Source organism: Aurantimonas sp. NFXS3 (genome assembly GCF_049132005.1).
In the GTDB taxonomy this organism is placed as follows: Bacteria; Pseudomonadota; Alphaproteobacteria; order Rhizobiales; family Rhizobiaceae; genus Aurantimonas; species Aurantimonas coralicida.
This window is the reverse complement of the sequence record NZ_JAGDDZ010000005.1, coordinates 200079-221859: the sequence shown is the minus strand read 5'-3', so window position 1 is coordinate 221859 and position 21781 is coordinate 200079. Positions and strand designations below refer to the sequence as shown.

At 65.7% G+C, this 21781-nt stretch carries 20 protein-coding genes, 2 tRNA genes and 1 pseudogene; 15 read left to right on the top strand and 8 right to left on the bottom strand.

Annotated features, from left to right (window positions below):
- Positions 1–49: 49 nt before the first annotated feature.
- A complete protein-coding gene (locus tag J3367_RS15425; RefSeq protein WP_024350547.1) occupies positions 50–490 on the bottom strand; it encodes a VOC family protein in 441 nt (146 codons plus the stop codon).
- Between the two features lie 357 nt (positions 491–847).
- Between J3367_RS15425 and J3367_RS15420 the strand changes: the two genes are divergently transcribed.
- The 5 genes from J3367_RS15420 to J3367_RS15400 all read left to right on the top strand — a co-directional run bounded on the left by J3367_RS15420 (position 848) and on the right by J3367_RS15400 (position 2523).
- Positions 848–1426: a cold-shock protein gene (locus tag J3367_RS15420; RefSeq protein WP_024350548.1), complete on the top strand. Its 579-nt coding sequence runs from the start codon at positions 848–850 to the stop codon at positions 1424–1426.
- Positions 1427–1441: 15 nt separating this feature from the next.
- A complete protein-coding gene (locus tag J3367_RS15415; protein ID WP_024350549.1) occupies positions 1442–1909 on the top strand; it encodes a DUF192 domain-containing protein in 468 nt (155 codons plus the stop codon).
- 53 nt (positions 1910–1962) lie between these two features.
- Positions 1963–2039, top strand: a tRNA-Pro gene (locus J3367_RS15410).
- 66 nt (positions 2040–2105) lie between these two features.
- The gene (locus tag J3367_RS15405) at positions 2106–2411 is read left to right on the top strand and encodes an ETC complex I subunit (protein ID WP_024350550.1); all 306 of its coding nucleotides are present in this window, start codon (positions 2106–2108) and stop codon (positions 2409–2411) included.
- Positions 2412–2447: 36 nt separating this feature from the next.
- Positions 2448–2523, top strand: a tRNA-Arg gene (locus tag J3367_RS15400).
- A gap of 19 nt (positions 2524–2542) precedes the next feature.
- On the opposite strand, the gene J3367_RS15395 is transcribed toward J3367_RS15400, so the two are convergent.
- The gene (locus J3367_RS15395) at positions 2543–5122 is read right to left on the bottom strand and encodes a GSCFA domain-containing protein (RefSeq protein ID WP_081651900.1); all 2580 of its coding nucleotides are present in this window, start codon (positions 5120–5122) and stop codon (positions 2543–2545) included.
- A 187-nt stretch (positions 5123–5309) separates the two neighbouring features.
- Positions 5310–5942: pseudogene (cysC, locus tag J3367_RS15390) on the bottom strand (adenylyl-sulfate kinase); the annotation flags it as partial.
- Positions 5943–6297: 355 nt separating this feature from the next.
- On the opposite strand from cysC, the gene J3367_RS15385 reads away from it, so the two are divergent.
- Entirely contained in the window at positions 6298–6501 is a 204-nt protein-coding gene (locus tag J3367_RS15385) for a hypothetical protein (protein ID WP_024350553.1), read from the top strand.
- An 80-nt stretch (positions 6502–6581) separates the two neighbouring features.
- Here J3367_RS15385 and metC read toward each other — a convergent pair whose 3' ends face one another.
- A complete protein-coding gene (gene metC, locus J3367_RS15380) occupies positions 6582–7766 on the bottom strand; it encodes a cystathionine beta-lyase (RefSeq protein ID WP_244495418.1) in 1185 nt (394 codons plus the stop codon).
- A 216-nt stretch (positions 7767–7982) separates the two neighbouring features.
- Here metC and J3367_RS15375 point away from each other — a divergent pair, with 216 nt between their 5' ends.
- The 5 genes from J3367_RS15375 (at position 7983) to J3367_RS15355 (ending at position 13946) form a co-directional block, all read left to right on the top strand.
- Positions 7983–9002: an amino acid ABC transporter substrate-binding protein gene (locus J3367_RS15375; protein WP_024350555.1), complete on the top strand. Its 1020-nt coding sequence runs from the start codon at positions 7983–7985 to the stop codon at positions 9000–9002.
- A 111-nt stretch (positions 9003–9113) separates the two neighbouring features.
- Positions 9114–10304 (top strand): amino acid ABC transporter permease, encoded by a 1191-nt coding sequence (locus J3367_RS15370; protein ID WP_024350556.1) that lies wholly within the window; start codon positions 9114–9116, stop codon positions 10302–10304.
- Positions 10305–10321: 17 nt separating this feature from the next.
- Entirely contained in the window at positions 10322–11821 is a 1500-nt protein-coding gene (locus J3367_RS15365; protein WP_024350557.1) for an amino acid ABC transporter permease, read from the top strand.
- Between the two features lie 53 nt (positions 11822–11874).
- A complete protein-coding gene (locus tag J3367_RS15360; protein WP_187391889.1) occupies positions 11875–12621 on the top strand; it encodes an amino acid ABC transporter ATP-binding protein in 747 nt (248 codons plus the stop codon).
- Between the two features lie 158 nt (positions 12622–12779).
- Complete coding sequence (locus J3367_RS15355) at positions 12780–13946, top strand: AI-2E family transporter (RefSeq protein ID WP_024350559.1); 1167 nt, start codon at positions 12780–12782, stop codon at positions 13944–13946.
- Between the two features lie 102 nt (positions 13947–14048).
- Here J3367_RS15355 and J3367_RS15350 read toward each other — a convergent pair whose 3' ends face one another.
- The 3 genes from J3367_RS15350 to J3367_RS15340 all read right to left on the bottom strand — a co-directional run bounded on the left by J3367_RS15350 (position 14049) and on the right by J3367_RS15340 (position 17690).
- Positions 14049–16100 carry an OmpA family protein gene (locus J3367_RS15350; protein ID WP_024350560.1) on the bottom strand — a complete coding sequence of 684 codons (2052 nt, stop codon included), beginning with the start codon at positions 16098–16100 and terminating at the stop codon, positions 14049–14051.
- 182 nt (positions 16101–16282) lie between these two features.
- On the bottom strand, positions 16283–17407 hold the full coding sequence (locus tag J3367_RS15345; RefSeq protein WP_280137474.1) for an FAD-dependent monooxygenase: 1125 nt from the start codon (positions 17405–17407) through the stop codon (positions 16283–16285).
- Between the two features lie 37 nt (positions 17408–17444).
- Positions 17445–17690, bottom strand: a complete 246-nt coding sequence (locus J3367_RS15340) for a zinc-finger domain-containing protein (protein WP_024350562.1) — start codon at positions 17688–17690, stop codon at positions 17445–17447.
- 140 nt (positions 17691–17830) lie between these two features.
- Here J3367_RS15340 and J3367_RS15335 point away from each other — a divergent pair, with 140 nt between their 5' ends.
- The 4 genes from J3367_RS15335 to J3367_RS15320 all read left to right on the top strand — a co-directional run bounded on the left by J3367_RS15335 (position 17831) and on the right by J3367_RS15320 (position 20709).
- Positions 17831–18589 (top strand): alpha/beta fold hydrolase, encoded by a 759-nt coding sequence (locus J3367_RS15335; RefSeq protein ID WP_029703095.1) that lies wholly within the window; start codon positions 17831–17833, stop codon positions 18587–18589.
- Positions 18586–19461 (top strand): alpha/beta fold hydrolase, encoded by an 876-nt coding sequence (locus J3367_RS15330; RefSeq protein WP_024350564.1) that lies wholly within the window; start codon positions 18586–18588, stop codon positions 19459–19461. The genes J3367_RS15335 and J3367_RS15330 overlap by 4 nt, the downstream gene beginning before the upstream one ends.
- 142 nt (positions 19462–19603) lie before the next feature.
- Positions 19604–20428: a serine O-acetyltransferase gene (gene cysE / locus J3367_RS15325; protein ID WP_024350565.1), complete on the top strand. Its 825-nt coding sequence runs from the start codon at positions 19604–19606 to the stop codon at positions 20426–20428.
- Positions 20429–20499: 71 nt separating this feature from the next.
- Positions 20500–20709: a DUF3126 family protein gene (locus tag J3367_RS15320; protein WP_024350566.1), complete on the top strand. Its 210-nt coding sequence runs from the start codon at positions 20500–20502 to the stop codon at positions 20707–20709.
- A gap of 91 nt (positions 20710–20800) precedes the next feature.
- On the opposite strand, the gene J3367_RS15315 is transcribed toward J3367_RS15320, so the two are convergent.
- On the bottom strand, positions 20801–21403 hold the full coding sequence (locus J3367_RS15315; RefSeq protein ID WP_188076840.1) for a transglutaminase-like cysteine peptidase: 603 nt from the start codon (positions 21401–21403) through the stop codon (positions 20801–20803).
- Between the last annotated feature and the right edge of the window lie 378 nt (positions 21404–21781).

Below are 21781 nucleotides of genomic sequence, written 5' to 3'. Positions count from 1 at the left end.
ATGGTGGGAATGCGGCGGCACGATGGTCGCCGCATGTCCCGGTGGAAGCTTACCAGCTTCCGGTGTTCTGCATCGAGGCCCAGGGCTCCGCGGGCTCCTTGGCCTCGCCCTTCTGCAGCAACTCGATCGAGATGTTGTCGGGCGACTTGATGAAGGCCATGTAACCGTCGCGGGGCGGGCGGTTGATGGTGACGCCCTTGTCCATCAGGTCCTGGCAGGTGGCGTAGATGTCGTCGACCTCATAGGCGAGGTGGCCGAAATTGCGCCCGCCGGAATATTCCTCGGGGTCCCAGTTGTGGGTGAGCTCCAGAAGCGGCGCACGGGTCTCCTTGGCGCCCGGCATGTCTTCCTGCCCGGCGAGGAAGATCAGGGTGAAGCGACCCTTTTCGCTCTCGACACGGCGGGTTTCCACCATTCCCAGCTTGTTGCAGTAGAAGTCGAGCGACGCGTCCACGTCGCTGACGCGAACCATCGTGTGCAGATAGCGCATTCGGTCTTGCCTCTCTTGTGGTGATGGCGCCGATGGTAGCGTGTTTGACCGGTGAGCCAACCCTTGCGGCGCAGAAAAAGCGACGACGGGAGACGGGTTCGGCCCCGGATCGGGCAGGGCGCTGCCGGCAGCCTGTGGCGCTGATATGTCTGTCGGAGCGGCATTGCAGACGGCGTCAGTTGGTGGCTGCAGCCGGCGCCGTTGTTGCTGTCGTCGCGGCAATAGAACGCCGCCATGTCTGGGCGACAACCGGCATATCCTTGGAAAAGCCCGCCGGTGGCCTTGCCCCGATCGGGCTCATTGATGCTAAGTTCGGCCATTGCGATTCGGATGGTGGAAGTACAGGCGGAACCCCGAATGCCGGACAGAATATCTGAAAACGCCGAGGACCGGGCCGGTCGGTCCGACAGCGCGGATGTCGGCCTGTCCGTCGTCTCGGGCCATATCAAATGGTTCGACGTCTCGAAGGGCTTCGGCTTCATCGTGCCCGACGACGGCGGCGCGGATATTCTCCTTCATGTCACCTGCCTGCGGCGCGACGGCCATGCGACGGCGCTCGAGGGCGCCCGCGTCGTCTGCGAGGTGCAGCAGGGCGAGCGCGGCCTGCAGGCGTTCCGGGTCCTGTCGATGGACCAGTCCACCGCCGTCCATCCCTCGCAGCTTCCGGCCCCGCGCACCCATTCGGTCGTCACCGCCAGCAGCGACCTCGTCTCGGCCGTGGTAAAATGGTTCAACCGCACCAAGGGCTACGGATTCCTGACGACCGGCGAGGGGACCGAGGACATCTTCATTCACATGGAAACCCTGCGCCGGTTCGGCATGACCGAGCTGCGGCCCGGCCAGGACGTGCTGGTGCGTTTCGGGCAGGGCGACAAGGGACGCATGGCGGCGGAGATCCATCCCGGGACGGGTCCCGTCCAGCCGCCGTCCCACTGAGTTGAGGCAGATCCGATGGCAATGAGACGCGCGATCCTGGCGGCCGGCTTTGCGGCGGCGGCCGTCGTCGTCGGGGCGGCCTATTACGCGGTGGCGGGCAACGGCCTGTCGACGGCGACGCTGGAGACGGCGACCGGGAGCCATGCCATCAAGGTCGAACTGGCGCAGACACCGGAGACGCGTGCCACCGGACTGATGAACCGCGAATCGATGCCGGCGGACCAGGGCATGCTGTTCGAGTTCGACGAGACCCGCCCGGTTGCCATGTGGATGAAGAACACGCTGATTCCCCTCGACATGCTGTTCATCGATTCGGACGGGGTGGTGAAGCGGGTGAAGACCAACGCCCAGCCGCTGTCGCTGGAGACGATCCCGTCCGGGGCGCCGGTGAAATACGTTCTGGAGCTGAATGGCGGCGCCGCGGCCCGCTTCGGCGTGGCCGCCGGGGACCGACTTCGTCACCCGATCATTCCGCAGCCTTGACTTCCCGACCATTGCCCGCCAAACCCCGCATCGACAGGCACGTCACCAGTGTCCGGAGCGTAGCGCAGCCTGGTAGCGCATCTGGTTTGGGACCAGAGGGTCGCAGGTTCGAATCCTGCCGCTCCGACCAATGGTCGACGGACACCGGTTTTTGACACGGGCGTGGCGAAGCCGCGCCGCCGCCGACGAGGCCCAGATGGTTGCGAGAATCTATCGTCCGACCCGTACCGCCATGCAGTCGGGCAAGGCGAAGACGCGCGATTGGATGCTGGTCTACGAACCCGAGCAGCCCAAGCGCGTCGAGCCCCTGATGGGCTATACCTCGTCCGGCGACATGCTCTCCCAGCTCAGACTCTCCTTCGAGACCCGCGAGCAGGCCGTCGAATACGCCGAGCGCAACGACATTCCGTACCGGGTCGAGGAGCCGAAGGAAACGCGGCGCCCGAAGATCGCCTATGCGGACAATTTCCGCTATGACCGGCGCCAGCCCTGGACACACTGACGGTCGAACCGTCCGTCCCGGCGCCAGGTCGCCTACGGCCCCGTAGCTCAGAGGATAGAGCACCGGCCTTCTAAGCCGATGGTCGCAGGTTCGAATCCTGCCGGGGTCGCCAGAACCACCGACAATACGCCTTACTGTTTCAATGCTTCGTCGCCAAAAGCGTGGATGAAGCCGTTGACGATGGCTGAAACCGCGCGCTCGGACACGTGCCGCGTCGTGCCGTCCTCTTCTCCGAAGAGATTTGGGTGGTATGCGCCGACCCATCGCACCATCTCGAAAGCCGGCCAGTAGTTCACGCCTGCATGCGCCCGCTTCAAAACGACATCGATTGCAGCCCGCAGCACAGACTTGGACACGCAGTCGGCAATAATCGCTGAATCGTACTCGAAAGTCGAGTAGAGCGGCACCGGCGATACGGTGAAAACGATGTTGATGTTGGGATTGCACCGACGCAAGCCTGCGATCACCGCTTCGATGTTGTCGGCGTTCTCTTCCACGGTCGTGGTTCTGAAATCGTTCGTTTTGAGCAGGTGCAGCGTGTTCTTGCCAGCCTGGGTGAGGTGGAAAAGGCCGGTGCGCTTGTCGAAGAAACCCGGTGCCACGCCGAGTGTGTAGATGATGGTGTTCGCACTCGTCAGTGTGGCGCGGAGCGTGTCCGGGGATGCGCCGAAATAGACTTTCAGCGTCTCTATGGTTTCCGGGCTGTAGCGATCGAGCGGATCATTGTTCACCCATTCGATCAAGGCGCGGTTCGCGAACGTGCTGTTGATCAGTTCGCCGAGGCCGAGTGCAGTCGTCTCGACCCCTCGATCCTTCAATGCAATGGCAATGTTGCCGGCAAAGCATGAACCCAAGGTCACGACTCTCGTGTCGCGGCCGATCGGGCGGGTGCCCGCAGCCTTCGTATTGTCCGCAAACTGCCGTGCGACCTCATCGAGGTCCTGGAATGCGGCATTCTGTACGGGCCACCGCGCGATTTTGCGCTTCGGCGCCGATGAATCCAGCCGTGTGAGTCCGTCGAGCATGTAGGCGGCACCGTTCAGGCGGTGGCTCTCGGCTTCCGTCACCGGCGCAAGCCTGACTGACTCGGTCAGATAGGCGCGGGCATCGTCCAGGCGCATCTCGGCAAGGATCAGCCCTTCACCGAGTCGCTCAAGCAGATGCGCCCGTGTCCGCTCGTCGAGCTGAACCGTCGCCGACGCCTTTTCAAGCGCCAACGCCGTCTCGAAGATCCCGACTGCTTCTGGCGAGCGTCCCTGGTAGCACAATGCCTCACCGAGCCAGACGTGAGCGGTCACGGACTCCGGATCGTCCTCGACGGCGGAACGGAACAGCCGTTCCGCAGCGACGATCTTGGAAACCTTGCCAGCGGCCCCGTGCAGCAGCGAGACACCTTTGGCGATAACATCGTCGGATACGGTCGCGGACGTCTGATCCTGACCGCTGGCGAGTGCCGTTGCTTCTGCTTCGGAAACAGCGGAAATCTTGACGCAGCTTACGGCGACCGATGCGGTCAGATCATGGGTGCTCTCGACGCCATGATCGGAGAGGCGTCCCGTGCGCAGCGCGTTGATATCCAGTTCCAGCAAGGGGCCGGCCTTGGCATTGTCCGCCGCCCGCAATCGCCAACGCTTGACAGCACGCATGTCCTCCATCGACACATGATAGCTTGTCTCTTCGCAATCCCAGCCGGTCATAGCCACGGTGAGGCTGTCGAGCGTTTCCCTGTCGATCCAGCCGACGAGATGAATCTCGACGTCGTAGCATGGCGATGCGGCGATCGCGGTGAAGAGCCGCGTCTGTGTGGCAGGGCCTAGCCAGCGTGCATAGCTGCCGTTCTGGATCTGGCGGACATGCCAGTTGTCCCCCTCGACGGTCTGACTGGCGTAGAGTTCGACAGCCGTGGGCAACGCCATCTCCGGAGCCTGCCCGACAGCTTCCCGGTGTTTGCGCCAGGCCTGCCTCGCCATCGTACGCAGCAAGTTGCTGCGTTTTGCGCAGAAGCGGCGATGGACTTCCTGATACAGAGCGACGTCGAACCGGTTGAGCTCCTCCAGTTGCCTCCTGACCGCCGGACTGAGGGCGTCCGTCGCCACGCGGCTCGCTGTCGTGTTGAAGCGGTTGTCACTTGGCCACGGAAGCCAGTCCAGCATCGTGCAGAGCATCTGCATCGAATCGTCGTAGGCGGCATGCACGCCGATCAGGTCGAAATCGTCGAGATGTGCCATCGCCAGACTGAAGTCCTGTTCGGTCACAGGATCGCTATGGCGCCAGTCATGCGCGAAGAAGCAGGTTTGATGATTGTCCGCGACCTGCCGGACGGCGGGGTCATCGATCCGGACGAACTCCTCGATAGGCCATCGGCGTGCAAGGTCGATCATCTGCTGCGCGCGCGTGTCCTCCACGTCTGCGTGGGCGCGCAGAAACCAGTAGTTGGACAATACCCGGTCGACCGGTTCGCGAACAATCGAGAACAGGAACCGGCTCGGAGGAAGCAGGAGCGTGTGATTGTATGCGTAGTGGCCGATCACCAGACGTTTGCCGGCAAAAGTCTCGGGCGTGAAATTGTCGAACTGTTCGGGGGACGCATTGACCGCCTCCGACAGGTCAAACCGGCTCAGAAGCTCCTGCGATATGGAATGGCCACCCACTTTGCCGATATGCATGAAACAAACGGGGGAGTTGGGAGTGTTTCCCGGTTCTGTCGTCATGCGATTCTTCGATCCGCTCTGAGGCCACCAGTGGCAGGCCAGGGTGACGTATTCACCGGGCGCGAATAGATGTGCCCGTATTTCGACGTGTCCACGAACCGCGACCTTGCCCGACACCTCGCGGTGACTTCAACCTTCAGATCGTGGATTGTCCGGTCCTTGAATGACCTCCGCATCACTCGCCTCGTTAGCGGGGGGCGAGATATCCGTGGGTTTCAAGATAGCGCATGATCTGGTCGGCCAGAACGTCCGGATCTCGTGTTCCTGCCTCCAGCCGGATCTCCGCCTGCTCGGGTGCCTCATAGGGGCTGTCGATGCCGGTGAAATCCTTGATCAGCCCGGCGCGGGCGCGCTTGTAGAGGCCTTTCGGGTCCCGCTGCTCGGCGATCTCCAGCGGGGTGTCGACGAAGACCTCGATGAATTCGCCGTCCTCGAACAGGCTGCGCGCCATCCTGCGGTCTGACCGATAGGGCGAGATGAAGGAGGCGAGGACGATCAGGCCGGCATCGACGAACAGGCGTGCCGCTTCCGCCACGCGGCGAATGTTCTCGACACGATCGGCTTCGGAGAAGCCCAGGTCGCGGTTGAGGCCGTGGCGCAGATTGTCGCCGTCGAGAAGATAGGTGTGCCGGCCGCGCGCAAAGAGGCTCTTCTCCACGAGATTGGCGATCGTTGACTTGCCGGCGCCGGAGAGCCCCGTGAACCAGATCACCGCCGGCTTTTGCCCCATGGCGGCCGCACGGCGCTGCTTGTCGAGATCGAAGGTCTGCCATCGCACATTGGGCGCATGGGAACGTTCGGTTTCGGCCATGTCGGCACCATCAATGTCGGCAGGCCGTGACCCGCTGGAAGGGCGATGCAGAACGCGCGGTCTGCAAGCCGGTTTTTTCCGTTCGCCGGCAGTGCCCGTTTCGAACGTCGTCGTGGCATCACCGCGTGCCGGATGGTTGCCGTCCGGTCAAGGAGATGCGGGACGCCAATCGCCCGGACAGCGGCGTTCGCCCGCTTCTCGGGACCGTTTCCGCGCCGGTTGCGGCGGGAAGGGCACAGCCGCAAAGCGGATCCGGGCGTATGATTGTTTTCGCACCCTTCACACTCCAGCCACCAACAATCTTCATCGGCTAGTGAGGCGGGTGTGGGCATCATCGACAGGCAGACACGCTTGGAGGCAGACGATGTTACAGGCACGCTCGACGATCCTGGTGGATCATTGCAAGGCGGCCATGGCGGGCGACTTTCGCCATCCGGCCAGTGTGATGAACATGCTGGGGATCGACTACGAATACGCGCAGGACGATCCGCGCGTGGACGTCCGCGTCTTCCATGGATGCACGAACGTCCCGCGGGGACTGCCGTCCTACGTCCGCGCCATCGGCTGAGCCGCGCCGCGGCCAGCCCGCAGGCCGGGTATTCAGCCAGGCCGGCCCCGCATCGGCATAGCGACGCGGGGCCTTGACGATCAGCGGCCGTGAACGGCGGCGAAGCCCGCTTCCATGTCCGCCTGCAGGTCGGCCACATCCTCGAGCCCGATCTGCAACCGGATCAGGCTGCCCGCGGCCGGTCCCTTCGCGATAGTCCGGTCGCCCAGCGACGCCGGCACGGCGAGACTCTCGTGCCCGCCCCATGAATAGCCGAGGCCGAAGACGCGCAGCGCGTCGAGAAAGCGCTCGGCCGCATCCGTATCCCCGTCGAGAACGAAGCCGAACAGGCCGCTCGCGCCGCTGAACTGACGCTGCCACAGGGCATGGTTGGGGAAGGAGGGCAGGGCCGGGTGCAGCACGTCGAGGACGTCGTCGCGACCTTCCAGCCATTGCGCCAGCGCCAAAGCGGACGACTGGTGCCGCTCCAGCCGAACGCCCATGGTCTTCAGGCCGCGCAGGACGAGATAGGTGTCGTCGGGCGCGCCGTTGACGCCGAGCTGCATCTGCGTGTCGCGGAGCTGGGCGAGGGTCGCCGCGTTCGCCGATACGCTGCCCATCATCAGGTCGGAATGGCCGCCCGGATATTTGGTCAGCGCATGGATCGACAGATCGACGCCATGCTCGAGCGGCCGGAAGAACAGCGGCGTCGCCCAGGTATTGTCCAGCATCGTCACGGCGCCGCCGGCATGGGCCGCCTCGCAGACCGCGGCGACGTCCATGATCTCGAAAGTGTTGGAGCCGGGTGCCTCGAGGAAGACGACCTTCGTTTCGGGACGCATCAGCCCGGCGATGTCCGCGCCGATATGCGGATCGTAATATTCGACGTCGACGCCCATCCGCCGCAGCGTGCCGTCGCAGAAGCGGCGGGTGGGGAAATAGACCGAATCGACCACCAGGCAGTGATCGCCGGCGGACAGGAACGCCAGCAACGGCACGGTGACGGCGGCCAGCCCTGACGGCACAAGGATCGTGCCCGCGGCGCCCTCAAGTTCGCTCAGCGCATCTTCGAGAACCTTGGTCGTGGGGGTGCCGGACAAGGCATAGCTGAACGGTGCCTTGGCTCGGTTCTTCAACTCCTTGGCGGTGGGAAACAGCACGGTGGAGCCGTGCACGACGGCCGGATTGACGAAACCATGCTGCGTGGATGGGTCGAACGGGCCGTGCGCGAGCTGCGTATTCACCCCCAGACGCGTGTTGCCGGGCTGCGCGGATCGAGTGCTCAATTGTTGGGCTTCCTGATTGTTTGCGAGACGTGGATTGCCGTAATCGTCAAAATCGGCGGGAGAAAAGCGTCACATGCTTGACCTGCACAAATTTATGACATGAGATCAAGCCGCCTCGTGAAGATGCGTTTGCGATGCGGCCTTGGCTGCATGGGTGCGTCTCTCAACGACAAAGAAAAGAATTGAACTGAAAACCATGCCTGGAAAGGTTTCCTGATGAAATTGAGACTTTTGACTGCCGTGCTGGGTCTGACCGTCGCCGGAGTGGCCGTCAGCGGTGCGTCCGCCCAGACGCTGCAGACGGTCAAGGATCGCGGCGTCCTGCGCTGCGGCGTCAACACCGGTCTGCCGGGCTTCGCCTCGCAGAACGATCAGGGTGCCTGGCAGGGTCTCGACATCGACTACTGCAAGGCAATCGCCGCCGCCGTCTTCGGCGACCCGTCCAAGGTCGAATATTCGCCGCTGTCGGCCGTTCAGCGCTTCCCGGCGCTGCAGAACAACGAAGTCGACGTTCTGGCCCGCAACACCACCTGGACGATGGACCGCGACACCACGCTGGGCCTGACCTTCGCCGGCGTGAACTACTATGACGGCCAGGGCTTCATGGTGAAGAAGGACCTCGGCGTGAACTCCGCGCTCGAACTGTCCGGCGCGACGGTCTGCGTGCAGAGCGGCACGACCACCGAGCTGAACCTGGCGGATTATTTCCGCACCAACAACATGGAATACAACCCGGTCGTCATCGAGTCCCAGTCGGACGTGAACTCGGCCTATGACAGCGGTCGTTGCGACGTGCTGACCACCGATGCGTCGGGCTTGGCGGCCTCGCGCCTCGAAATGGGCAATGCCGACGAGCACACCATCCTGCCGGAGATCATCTCCAAGGAGCCGCTCGGACCTGCCGTGCGCCAGGGCGACACCGAATGGTTCAACGTCGTCAAGTGGACGCACAACGCGCTGCTGAACGCCGAAGAGCTGGGCGTCACCCAGGAGAACGTCGAAGACATGAAGACCTCGGAGAATCCCGAGATCCGGCGTCTGCTCGGCGAAGACAAGAACTTCGGCGAGTCCATCGGCCTGTCGCAGGACTGGGCCGTGAACATCATCAACGCCGTCGGCAATTACGGCGAGATCTTCGAGCGCAACATCGGTGTCGATACGCCGCTGGAAATCGCCCGTGGCCAGAACGCCCTGTGGACCAAGGGCGGCCTGCAGTACGGCATGCCGATCCGCTGAGCTGATCAAGCCGGGCCGGGCGCGTCTTTCGCGTCCGGCTCGCCCGGCGTGGCCCGTTTGCCCCTTGCGGCCGCCGGGGATCGTCAACTTCCGCAACGCCCGGGAGCGTAGATGACCGTCGAAACCCATTCCGTGCCGCGTCAGGGCGGCGGGGCCAGTTTCCTGAACAATCCGACCGTCCGCAGCATCGTCATCCAGGTCGCCCTGGTGGTCGGTATCGCGCTCTTCACGTGGTGGATCGTCGACAACACGGCGCGGAATCTCGCAGCCGCCAACATCGCGTCCGGCTTCGGCTTCCTCGCCGAGCGGTCTGGCTTCGACATCGCCATCACGCCCTTCACCTATTCGAGCAATGCCACCTATGGGGACGCGATCCTCATCGGTATCGCGAACACGCTGGTCGTGGCGATCAGCGGCATCATCCTGGCGACCATCGTCGGCTTTCTCGTCGGCATCGGGCGCCTGTCGCGCAATTTCCTCGTCCGCTCGATCTCGACCGTCTATGTCGAGACCTTCCGCAACATCCCGCCGCTGCTGGTCATCCTGTTCTGGTACTTCGGCGTGCTGTCGGTTCTGAGCGGTCCGCGCGGCATCGACGAGAGTCCGGTCGGCGTCTATCTGACCAATCGCGGCCTGCAGATTCCGGCCATCCTGTTCGAACCGGTCGCCTGGGCCACCCTTGCGGCCTTCGCCGTCGGGACCGCGGCCACGATCCTCTATGCGCGGCGCAGCAAGAAGCATCAGATGGCCACGGGCGAGCGCCGGCCGGTGCTGTGGCCGGCCATCGGCATGATCGTCGGCCTGCCGCTGCTGGTCTTCGTGGCCACCGGTATCCCGGCGACGCTGGAGTTTCCGACCGCGACGCGCTTCAACCTCGCCGGCGGCATCCAGATCCGGCCGGAATTCATCGCCCTGTGGCTGGCCTTGTCGATCTACACCGCGGCCTTCGTGGCGGAGATCGTGCGTGCCGGCATCCTGTCCGTCTCCAAGGGACAGACCGAGGCCGCCTCGGCGCTCGGGCTGACGCGCGGCAAGCTGCTGCGGCTGGTCGTCGTGCCCCAGGCATTCCGGGTGATCATTCCGCCGCTGACCAGCCAGTATCTCAACCTGACCAAGAACTCGTCCCTCGGACTGGCGATCGGCTATCCCGAACTCGTCGCCGTCGGCTCGACCGTCCTCAACCAGTCCGGCCAGTCCATCGAGGTCGTGGTGATCTGGATGACGGTGTATCTCGGCCTCTCCATCACGGTGTCGCTCATCATGAACTGGTTCAACGCCAAAATGGCGCTCGTCGAGCGATGATCGGGGGCGAATAGATCATGGAAGAACAAGTCGCCCGTTTCGTTTCCACCGAGGAAAAGCTGCCGCTGCCGCCCCCGCCGAGCGAGGTCGGGTTCATCGGCAATGTCCGCCGCAACCTCTTCGCGACGCCGCTCGACAGCGTCCTCAGCGTGATCGCCGGCGCGTTCATCGTCTGGGCCGCGATGAACATCTTCAACTGGGCCTGGCTCGACGCCGTCTTCACCGGCAGCGATCGCACTGCGTGCCTGGTCGAGGGCGGTGGCCATGGCGGCGCCTGCTGGGCCTTCGTCAGCGCCAAGTTCGGCCAGTTCATGTACGGCGTCTATCCGTTCGGCGAACGCTGGCGCATCGACGTCACGGTGGTGCTCCTGGCACTGCTGGTGGCAGGGCTGGCGATCCCGCGGGTGCCCCACAAGCGCCTGAACGCGATCCTGCTGTTCGCGGTGTTCCCGTTCGTGGCGCTGGTGCTCCTGACCGGCGGCGAGTTCCGCTTCGCCGGCGGCACGGTGGCGCTGGTCTTCCTGGTCGCGGCCGTTGCCACGCTGAGCAGTGTCCTCGCCAAGCCCGACGTCGACATCTCGCAGATGCCGGTCAAGATCGCCGCCGGCCTCGCAGGTCTGGCTCTTCTTTTGCTGCTGGTTTCGGCGGCGTTGGATCCGGATCTGTTCCGCTTCCTCGGCTACCGGTTCTCGATCCTCTCGGTCGCCGCGTTCTTCGCGTCGCTGGCGGCGATCGCGCTGGCGGTCTGGGCCGGCTTCCGTGCCGGGTCCGAGGGGGCGGGCGTCTTCGGGCTCCTGGTTCCGACCCTTGCGGCGCTGGCCTTCATGGTGCTGATGACCGGCGACTTCGGGCTCCGGCCGGTCCCCACCAATCTGTGGGGCGGCCTGATGGTGACCCTGGTCGTGGCGGTCAGCGGCATTGCCGCGTCACTGCCGCTGGGTATCCTGCTGGCGCTCGGCCGGCGGTCGTCGATGCCGGCGGTGCGGCTGTTCTGCATCGTGTTCATCGAGTTCTGGCGCGGTGTGCCGCTGATCACCGTCTTGTTCATGGCGAACTTCATGCTGCCGCTGTTCCTGCCGGAGGGCGTGACCTTCAACCAGCTCCTGCGGGCGCTGGTCGGCGTGGCGCTGTTCTCGGCGGCCTACATGGCCGAGGTCATCCGCGGTGGCCTGCAGGCCATCCCGAAGGGACAGTATGAGGGCGCCGATGCCATGGCGCTCACCTATTGGCAGAAGATGCGGATGATCATCCTGCCGCAGGCGCTGACGCTGGTGATCCCGGGGATCGTCAACACCTTCATCGGCCTCTTCAAGGACACCAGCCTCGTCTACATCATCGGCCTGGCCGACCTTCTGGGCACGGTCCGGCGCGGCTTCAACGATCCCGACTGGATCACCCCCACCACACCGGCGACCGGCCTGGTCTTCGCCGCGTTCATCTACTGGCTGTTCTGCTTCTCCATGTCGCGCTACTCGATCTACACCGAGCGGCGACTGGATACCGGACACAAAAGCTGAAGGAATCTCCCATGGCCGTCGACATCGACACCAAGCCGGGCAATGCAGACCGCATGGCTATCTCCGACGAGATCGCGGTCGAGCTTCTGGGCGTCAACAAGTGGTACGGGGAATTCCACGTGCTGCGTGACATCAACCTGACCGTGCGCCGCGGCGAACGGATCGTCATCTGCGGGCCGTCGGGCTCCGGCAAGTCGACGATGATCCGCTGCATCAACCGGCTGGAGGAACACCAGAAGGGCACCATCACCGTCGACGGGATCGAGCTGACCAACGATCTGAAGAAGATCGACGAGGTGCGCCGCGAGGTCGGCATGGTGTTCCAGCACTTCAACCTCTTCCCGCATCTGACGATCCTGGAAAACTGCACGCTGGCGCCGATCTGGGTCCGCAAGATGCCCAAGAAGAAGGCCGAGGAGGTGGCGATGCACTACCTCTCGCGGGTCAAGATCCCCGAGCAGGCCCACAAATATCCGGGCCAGCTCTCCGGCGGCCAGCAGCAGCGCGTGGCCATCGCCCGCTCGCTGTGCATGAGCCCGAAGATCATGCTGTTCGACGAGCCGACCTCGGCGCTCGATCCCGAGATGATCAAGGAAGTGCTCGACGTCATGGTCGGGCTGGCGGAAGAGGGCATGACGATGCTGTGCGTCACCCACGAAATGGGCTTCGCGCGGCAGGTGGCCAATCGCGTCATCTTCATGGATGCGGGTCAGATCGTCGAGCAGAACGAGCCGGAGGCGTTCTTCACCAATCCCGAGCACGAGCGCACCAAGCTCTTCCTGTCGCAGATCCTGCACTAGCACACACCCTGACACAGCGCGGCCGGCATCGGCCGCGCAGCGGGCCGATGGAGCAGGGCGGACGGCGCCGGCCTGCCCGGCGCCGTTCCTCCGTCACGGCAAGGGAACCTGATTGTGATCAGTCCGTTGGTGCATATCTGACCCGAGGGGATGCGCCATTGTCTGAACGATCGAGCGAGGGGCGTGAAGACAAGCGTTCCACCACCCTGTCCCCGACGATCGGCCTCGTCACCAACCAGCATATCGAAGCCGGCCCGCGCTGGGCGGTGATCGGCATCTTCTTCATCCTGTTGTTCGGGGCGCTGTATCTGACGGCGAGCTTCGTCCTGCCGGTGATCATCGCGCTGCTCTTCGCGCTGGTGATGAGCCCGGTGGTGCGGTTCATGAGGAGGCGGCTGAAGATCTGGGAGCCGATCTCGGCCTTCTTCCTCGTCGTCGGCGCACTGGTGACGATGGTGCTCGGCTTCTACATGCTGAGCGACCCCATCACGAACATCGTCAACGACGCGCCGCGCTACGCCGCCGCCGTGGACCAGGAACTGCGCTCGGTGCAGGAGCGGTTCGCCCGGCTGGAGGCGGCACAGCAGAATGTCGAGCAGGCCGCGGGGCGGAATGCCCCCAATGACGGCCAGCCCGACGAGGTCGTCGTCAAGAACCCCGGGCTCCTGGACAATGTGACCACCGCCGCGCCGCAGATCGTCGCCTCGGTGGGCTTCTCGCTGGTCTTCCTGTTCTTCCTGCTGGCGTCGGGCGACCTCTTCTACCAGAAGCTCGTCCGCGCCATGCCGACCCTGTCGGACAAGAAGCGGGCGCTCAACATCGCCCACGAGATCGAGCGCGAGCTGTCGCGCTACCTGTTCACGATCACGCTGATCAACGTCACTCTCGGCCTCACCATCGGCACGCTGCTCTGGTGGGTCGGCATGCCGACGCCGATCATCTTCGGCGCGCTGGCGACGTTGTTGAACTTCATCCCCTATATCGGCGCGCTGATCGGCATGTTCCTCGTCGGCGTCATCGCGCTGGCCGAGTTCGGCAGCCTGTCCAACGCGCTGGCGCCGGTGCTGGTCTATCTCGCCTGCACGACGGTGGAGGGGCAGCTCGTGACGCCGATGATCGTCGGCCGCCGGCTGGAGATGAACGCAGCCGCGGTCTTCCTCTCCGTGGCGTTCTGGGGCTGGATCTGGGGCGTCGTCGGCATGTTCCTGGCGGTGCCGGTGATGGTCGCTCTCAAGGTGCTGGCGAGCTATGTCGAGCCGCTCGGACCCTTCGGCGATTTCCTGTCGGTCGGTTCGAAACGACCGACGAACGACGACGACGACTGACGGGCTTCGCGGCGGGGCGGTCCGTCCCCATCCCATCATTGCGGATACGAAAAAGGGCGGCCCGAGGGCCGCCCTTTCTTTGTTCGGGTGTGACCGTTCAGCCTAGCGCTGGGCGGTGTTGACCGGCTTGACCAGCGGAGTGATGCGCCGGACGGTGACCCGCCGGTTCTCGCGGTTCTCCGCCTGCGTATCGACCTTCAGGTCCTGCTCGCCATAGCCCTGGGTGACGAGGTTCTCCGGCGGCACGTCGAAATACTGGGTCAGTGCCGTGGCGACGCCGTCGGCGCGCCGGTCGGAGAGGGCGAGATTGGCCCGCTCGCTGCCCACCGCGTCGGTATGGCCTTCGATCAGGAAGGTCTCGTCCGGGTTCTCGGCAATGACCCGTGCGATGGCATCGGCCAGGGCCTGCAGGTCGCCGACTTCCTCCTGGGTGATCTCCGCCGACCCGAAGTTGAAGTTGATCGTGCTGAGATCGATGCGGCGCACCTTGTCCCGCACGCGCTCCGACCGGCGGACCTCGTTGAGGGAGTAGATGCGGTCGACGGTCTCGACCGGCGGGGCGACGATGGTCCGGTAGTAGAGCTCCTCGTCGGGATCAGTCACGTCGACGATATAGTCCTCGCGCGGGATGCGCAGATCGAGCGGCGGCAGGTCGGCGCCGACGTCGCTGTAGTAATAGTCGTCCTGACGCTCGTCATCCTGATACGGATCGTAGAACAGGACGACTTCGCTGCCGTCCGGCATGATGCGCGAGCGGCGCACGACGTCGCCGTAGCGGTTTGTGATCGTGACCACCTGGACGCCGTTCGGGCGGACCACCGTCTCGCGGGTGCGATCGCCGCGCAGGCGGTCATAGTAACGCTCCTGCGCATCGACCGCGATGCGGTCGTCGTCATTGCCGCGGATGAAATAGGCCGCAGCTCCGCCGGCGAGCGCCCCGACGGCACCGGCGCCGACGATCGACAGGATGTCGCGATTGCCGACGCGGTCGACGACTTCGACGCCTGGCGGCAGCGGCGCCTGCTGGTTGACGGTGGTGTTGTTCACGACGGTGTTGTTGGTGGTCGTGCTGTTGTTGATCACCGTATTGTTCGTCGTGGTGCTGCCGGCACTGCCGTCCGCCGCCGCGGCGTTCGGCGCCTCGATCCGTTCGCCTTCCTCGGCGGTGATCGGGGTCACCTCGACCGGCTCGGCGAGCTGCTGGACGCGGGCATCGCTCGCGGCGACGCCGCCTTCCGGCACGGCCTCGGTCTGGACGGATTCGTCCACCGCTTCCGGCTGCGATTCCGGAGCGGTCGGCTCGGGTTGCGCGGCGGTCTCGGCGGCGGGCTGTTCTTCGGCAGCGGGCTGCTGGTCGGCCGCAGGCTGCTCCCCGGTTGCCGCATCGGCCGGCTGGTCAGGCGACGTTTCCGCCGGCTGTCCGGCGGTGTCGGCCGCGGGCGCAGCGTCATCGGTCGGCGCAATGGTGTCGCCGTCCGTGGTCTCCGGCTCCGCTGCCTCGGCAGGTGCCTCGGCGGCCGGCTCGGCCGACGTGGCGTCGGTATTCTCCGCCGCTGGCGCTTCGGGCGCGACGTCCTGAGGCGCGGCTTCCGCCGCAGGCTCGGACGGGGCTTCGGGTTCGGCGGCGGGCTCCTCTACCGGCGTCTCGGCGGTCGGTTCGCTGGCCTGCGGCTCGGCTGCAGGAGCCGCTTCCTCGACGGGTTCCGCCGGGACTTCGGCCTCGACCGGGGCCGCTTCCTCGACAGCCGGCTCAGGCTCGGCCTCCGGTGCTTCGGCCTGGGGCTCTTCAGCCTGAGGTTCATCGGCGGGGGCTTCGGCTGCCGGCTCCGGTGCCGGCGCGACGGGGTCTGCCGGCGCTTCGGCCGGCGGTGCCTCGGGTTCCGGTGCCGGCTCGGCCGGCGGCTCCTCGACGGGAGCGGGCTGCGGCTCGGCGGCGGGTTCCTCGACCGGCGCGGCTTCCTCTACCGGGGCGGGTTCCTGTGCAGCCGGAGCTTCGGCCTCAGGGGCCGCGTCCTGCGGCAGCAATTCCTCGGCCTGCGCGACGCGGATAGTCGCCGCCTCCTGCGCGTAAGCGGCGATGGGCCCTGAGAGGGCTGTCGAGGCCGCCAGCGCGGCGACACCGACGAACCTGCCGGTCCTGTTACTTTTCGGCATGTAAATGACCTTTTCGAAACCGTCCCTTGCAGCATTGAGAGGTCGCACGGCCGGTTTCGCGGTCCGGTGCCAGTCCTCCCGCCCGCCATGGCTACCGGCCTGCTGGCCGGTGCACCCATGTCGAGGCGAGGCAGGAACGTTCCACCGGTGCCGCTGTTCCGCGACGGGCGCTGTCCGGCTGATTAATCCCTGGGCGGGCGCCAGTCGTAGAGCCAGGCGAGATCGCCGGCGAGGCTGGCCGCCGAGCGCGATGCCAGCACCGCATTGCGGCCGAGGCTGAGCGGAAACGGCAGGTGATAGACGAAGCGGTGAAAGTCGACCCGCGACCGTACCTTGTCGATCCGTGGCCGCCGCTCTGTCTCGTAGCCGCGAAGCGCGATGCTCAAGTCCGTGGCGCGGTCGAGATGGGCGGCCAGCACCGCCGCATCCTCGATGGCCATGGCCGCGCCCTGCGCCGCATAGGGCAGCATGGCGTGCCCCGCATCGCCGATCAGGACCAGGCGGTCATCGAGATGGCGCCAGGGCCGTGCGCCGGGCACCGCTTTCAGCGGCCAGGCGGTGAAACCGTCCACTGACGCGATCAGGCCGCCGAGCCGCCGGTCCCATTTCGAGAAGCGTGCCGGAAGGTCTGCCGGGTCCGCCGAAGCGCCCGCAGGCTCGATGAGGACGAGATTCGTCTCCCTGCCGCCTGCGATGGGGTAGGCCACCGCATGACGCCGTGGCCCCAGCCAGGCTTCGATACCGGCAGGCGGCATGGTTGCGCCGTCGGCAACACGGCCGCGCCAGGCGAGGGCGCCCGTCGTCGTCGATCCGCCCAGGCCAAGCCGCAGGGCCGTGGGCGAGTTCACGCCGTCCGCGGCGATGACCAGCGGCGCCTGCAGGATTTCGGTGCCGCCCGAGCTGATGGCTTCGACGCGTAGATCGGCGCCGTCCCGTGCGATGGCGCCTATGTCTAGGCCGAGTCGTAGATCGATCCGGCTCGAGGCTGCAGCGGCGCGTACGAGCCACGCCTGGAGATCGGCGCGGTGAATGGAGAGGTAGGGCGTTCCGTCGGCCGAACTGACCGGCACCGACGCAATTGAAAGTCCGGTCCGGGCGGCATGCAGGGTGACGGTTTCGGCCACCGTGCCGCGCGCCTTCAGATCGTCCAGATCGCCGAGACGGGCGAGAACCCGGAGCGCATTGGGCGATAATTGCAGGCCAGCCCCGACCTCTTCCAGCCGGGGGGCACGCTCGACGACGATGGAGGGGCGATCGCGGCGCGCCAGTTCCAGCGCCATCGTCAGGCCGGCCATGCCGGCACCGATGATGACGACCGGCCGCGTCCGGTCGATGGCGCCTATGTCAGGCGGCCTTCTCTTCGAACTGGCAGCCGGGGGGAATCGTGTCCCAGCCCTTCAGCGAGGAATTGTAGCGGTAGAGGGTCGAGCAGTAGCTGCAGACCATCTCACCCTCGTCGCCCATGTCGAGATAGACATGCGGATGGTCGTGCGGCGGGTTGGCGCCGCAGCACATGAATTCGTTGACGCCGACCTCGATCAGATCATGTCCGGCATCGTTCTGGAAATGGGGGATCGTGTGCCCGGCCATTGCGGCTCGCCCTCGGCTCGGTTGCGCTATGGCGCGGACCATAATGGCGCCGGTCGCGAATGAACAGGGGGTGGCGAAACCTCCGTCATGGCTCTAATGCGCCTGTGACGTCCGATCGGAAAAACACGAGAATGGCAGCCATGGACACCTTCACCAGCGACGGTCTGCAACTGGCCTTCACCGATACCGGCGAGCGCGACCGGCCCGCCGTGCTGCTCGTCCACGGCTTCGCCTCGTCGATGCGGGTGAACTGGATCGACACGGGCTGGGTGAAGACCCTGAACGAGGCCGGCTACCGCGTCGTCGCCTTCGACCATCGCGGCCATGGCCAGAGCGCCAAGCCGCAGGACGAGGCGGCCTACACGCCGCAGAAGATGGCCGGCGACGTGGTCAAGCTGCTCGATCATCTCGAGATCGGCGAGACCGTGATCTTCGGCTATTCCATGGGGGCGCGCGTGTCGGCCTTCACCGCGCTGGCGGCGCCGGAGCGGATCTCGAGGATCGTTTTCGGCGGTCTCGGCATCGGCCTCGTCGAGGGTGTCGGCGACTGGGATCCGATCGCCGCGGCGCTGCTGGCACCGTCCCTCGACGACGTCACCGATCCGCGCGGGCGCATGTTCCGGGCCTTTGCCGACCGCACCCGCAGCGACCGGCACGCGCTGGCCGCCTGCATCTCCACCTCGCGGCAGGAACTGACCGAGGCCGAGGTCGGGCAGATCGCCCAGCCGACATTGATCGGTGTCGGCACCACCGACGACATTGCCGGTTCGCCCGACGCGCTCGCCGCGCTGATGCCGAACGCCCGGGTCTTCGCGATCGAAGGCCGGGACCACATGCTCTCGGTTGGCGACCGCACCTTCAAGGCGGAGGTCCTGCGCTTCCTGGGCGCAGCCGCGTGACCACACGGCGTATGGAATGGGCGGGGGCCGGCGGCCATCGTCTCGTCGCCGACCGTCCGGTGGCGGACGGCCATCCGGTGCTGCTGCTGCATGGCGGCGGGCAGACCCGGCAGGCCTGGTCGCATGTCGCGGGCCTTATGGCCGGACGCGGCCTGTCGCCGATCGCCGTCGATCAGCGCGGCCATGGCGACAGCGAATGGATCGCCGGTGGCGGCTACAGCTTCTTCGATTTCGGCGCGGATGCCGGCACGCTTGCCGATGCCATTGCTCGTGAGACGGGGGCCAAGCCCGTGGCGGTCGGCGCGTCGCTGGGTGGCATCGCCAGCCTGCTAGCGCAGGGCGAGGCTGACCGCTTCGCCGCGCTGATCCTCGTCGACGTGACGCCGAGCCTCAACGAGGACGGCGTTGCCCGCGTCCACCGCTTCATGACCGAGCGGCTGGCCGACGGCTTCGCCAGCCTCGAGGAAGCGGCGGAGGCGGTCGCCGCCTATCTGCCGAACCGGCGGCCCTCGGGATCGTCGAAGGGACTGGCCAAGAACCTGCGGCGCTCTGCGGATGGTCGCTATCGCTGGCACTGGGACCCGGCGTTCATCGACGGCCCGAACAGCGTCGCCATGCGCCGGGACGCGGCGCGCACGGCAATGATCGCCGCGGCGCAGGCCCTGACCATTCCAACGCTTCTGGTGCGCGGCGGCCGTTCGGACATGGTCACGAGTGCCGAGATCGACGAATTCCGGGCCCTCGTCCCCGCGGCCGAGTTCGTCGACATCGCCGGTGCGGGGCATATGGTGGCGGGCGACCGCAACGACGTTTTCGGCGACGCGATCCTCGACTTTCTCACCCGGCACGGCTTTGCAACGCCGGCTGGCTGATGCGCGCACCGAGCCCCCGCAAGGGCCGATCGCGCCGCCGGAACGCAGCGTTCCGCCGCCGCGGCTTCCCCTGACGGCCTCGCGCGCCTATCTTTGACACTGACCAGGCGCCGTTTCGGCGCATCCCGACCGGGAGACTTCCATGAGCAGCATGAGCTCGCATTCCCACGAGACCCTCCAGGCCGTCGATCCGATCTGGGCCCAGGTCCGGCTGGAGGCGGAGGACGTCGCGGCGCGTGAACCGGTTCTGTCCGGCTTCGTCTATCCGACGATCATCAATCAGCGCAGCCTGGAAGCGGCGCTGATTCACCGCGTCTCGCAGCGGTTGGACCATCCGGATCTGCCGGCGGTGACCATCGCCCAGGCCTTCGCCGACATGCTGGATGCCGACGACAGCTTCCGCGCGACGCTCCGGACCGACATCCAGGCGGTCTACGACCGCGATCCGGCATGCGAGCGCTATCTGGAGCCGCTGCTCTACTTCAAGGGCTTCCACGCCATCCAGACGCACCGGCTGGCCCACTGGCTGTGGAACGCCGGGCGGCGCGACTTCGCGCTCTATCTGCAGGCGCGCTCCTCGGCGGTGTTCCAGACCGACATCCATCCGGCCTCGCGCATGGGCCGCGGGATCTTCCTCGATCACGCGACGGGGCTGGTCGTCGGCTTCACCGCCGTGATAGGCGACAACGTCTCGATTCTTCAGGACGTCACGCTCGGTGGCACCGGCAAGGAATTCGGCGACCGCCATCCGAAGATCGGCAGCGGCGTCCTGATCGGGGCAGGTGCGAAGATCCTCGGCAATATCCGCGTCGGCGAGTGCTCGAAGATCGCGTCGGGTTCGGTGGTGCTGAAGGAAGTGCCGCCGCACACCACCGTGGCCGGCATTCCCGCGCGGGTCATCGGATCGGCCGGCGATTGCGACGAGCCGGCCCGGGCGATGGACCAGTGCTTCGAACGGAACGACTGAGCGGCGTCCGAGGATTGAAACGAGTGACCGGCGCCTAGCTACAGGCGTCCCAGACGATCCAGGAGAATGCTGTGAAGCCCGACGAAATCCGCAAGCTCGAAGCCTACCTCAGGAGCAGCTTCAAGACCGCCGACATCAAGGTCCGCGCGCTGCCGAAGAGTGCCGACTCGGCGGAAGTCTATCTCAACGACGAATTCGTCGGACTGCTCGCGAAGGATACCGAGGAGGGCGAATTGTCCTACCACCTCACCATGACGATCCTGGACATCGACCTCGAGTAGACGTCCCGACGAATCGACCCGGCAAACGAAAGAGCCGGCCGTGAAAACGGCCGGCTCTTTTGTGTCTGTCAGGCCCCGCGCCGGGCTCGCCTCAGCGAACGCTGCCGACCAGGAGGTTGCGGTCGTCGGCGATGGCCACCCATTTGCCGGCGTTCCGCTCGGACTGGCGCTTGAGATACTGGTAGTCGGTGTCGGTCCACGCCAGAACGCGGTCGTCGAGATTGTCGAGAACGTAGTCGCCCTGGTCGGTGCGCACGGTCAGCACGGCATGGCCTTCGCCGTTGGGCTGGCGCACCACGGTGATCAGCACCGCCGAGGTCGGAATGCCGGCCCGCTCCAGCATGTACTGCTTGAGCAGAACGAAGTCTTCGCAATCGCCCTGGACGGTCGGATAGGACCAGAGCTCCGGCACGCCGTGCATTTCCGCATCGGTGCGCGGGAAGATGTTGGTGTTGACCGCCGTGTTGATCTCGACGATCTGCGCCCAGACTTCGCGGGTCAGCTTGACCACGGCAACAGAGGCGTTGCGGGTACAGGTGCTGGGGTAGCTCTTGCAGAACTCGTAATGGCCGACCGGCTGGGAGGTCTGGCTGGTCGTGGCCATGGCGGGGGCCGCTGCGGCGCTCGTCGTCCCCGCGCCCATGGCGAGGAGGAACCCTGCTGCGATCGCAACCTGCTTGATGACGTTCTGCATGTGCTTTCTCCTCGTTCGTGAGGAGACAATGCGCGTTCCATTTTACTTTGAAGCGAAATGTAGTCACCGCATTTGCATCGAATTTTAGGCGGTTTGTTACCGGGTATACTTTCGTGATGCTGAAGCTGTCAGGCCAAATTGCAGCGTCGTCGTTTGCCTTTCGGCAACCACGCTGGCGGGGCCGGAAACTTGCGCAGACGCGTCAGGGTGGCGGACAGCGGGGTGGCTGCGCCCGGGACGGGTCGCCAGGCGCCGGGCCCGTCGGAGCTTTCGATCGTGGGATCTGCACGGGAAAGCCGGAATCCGAGGGGATTGCAAGCGGGACAGCACTGGCTCCGGGCCGCATGGGAGACGCCGCACTGGGGATGCCGGCAGGGT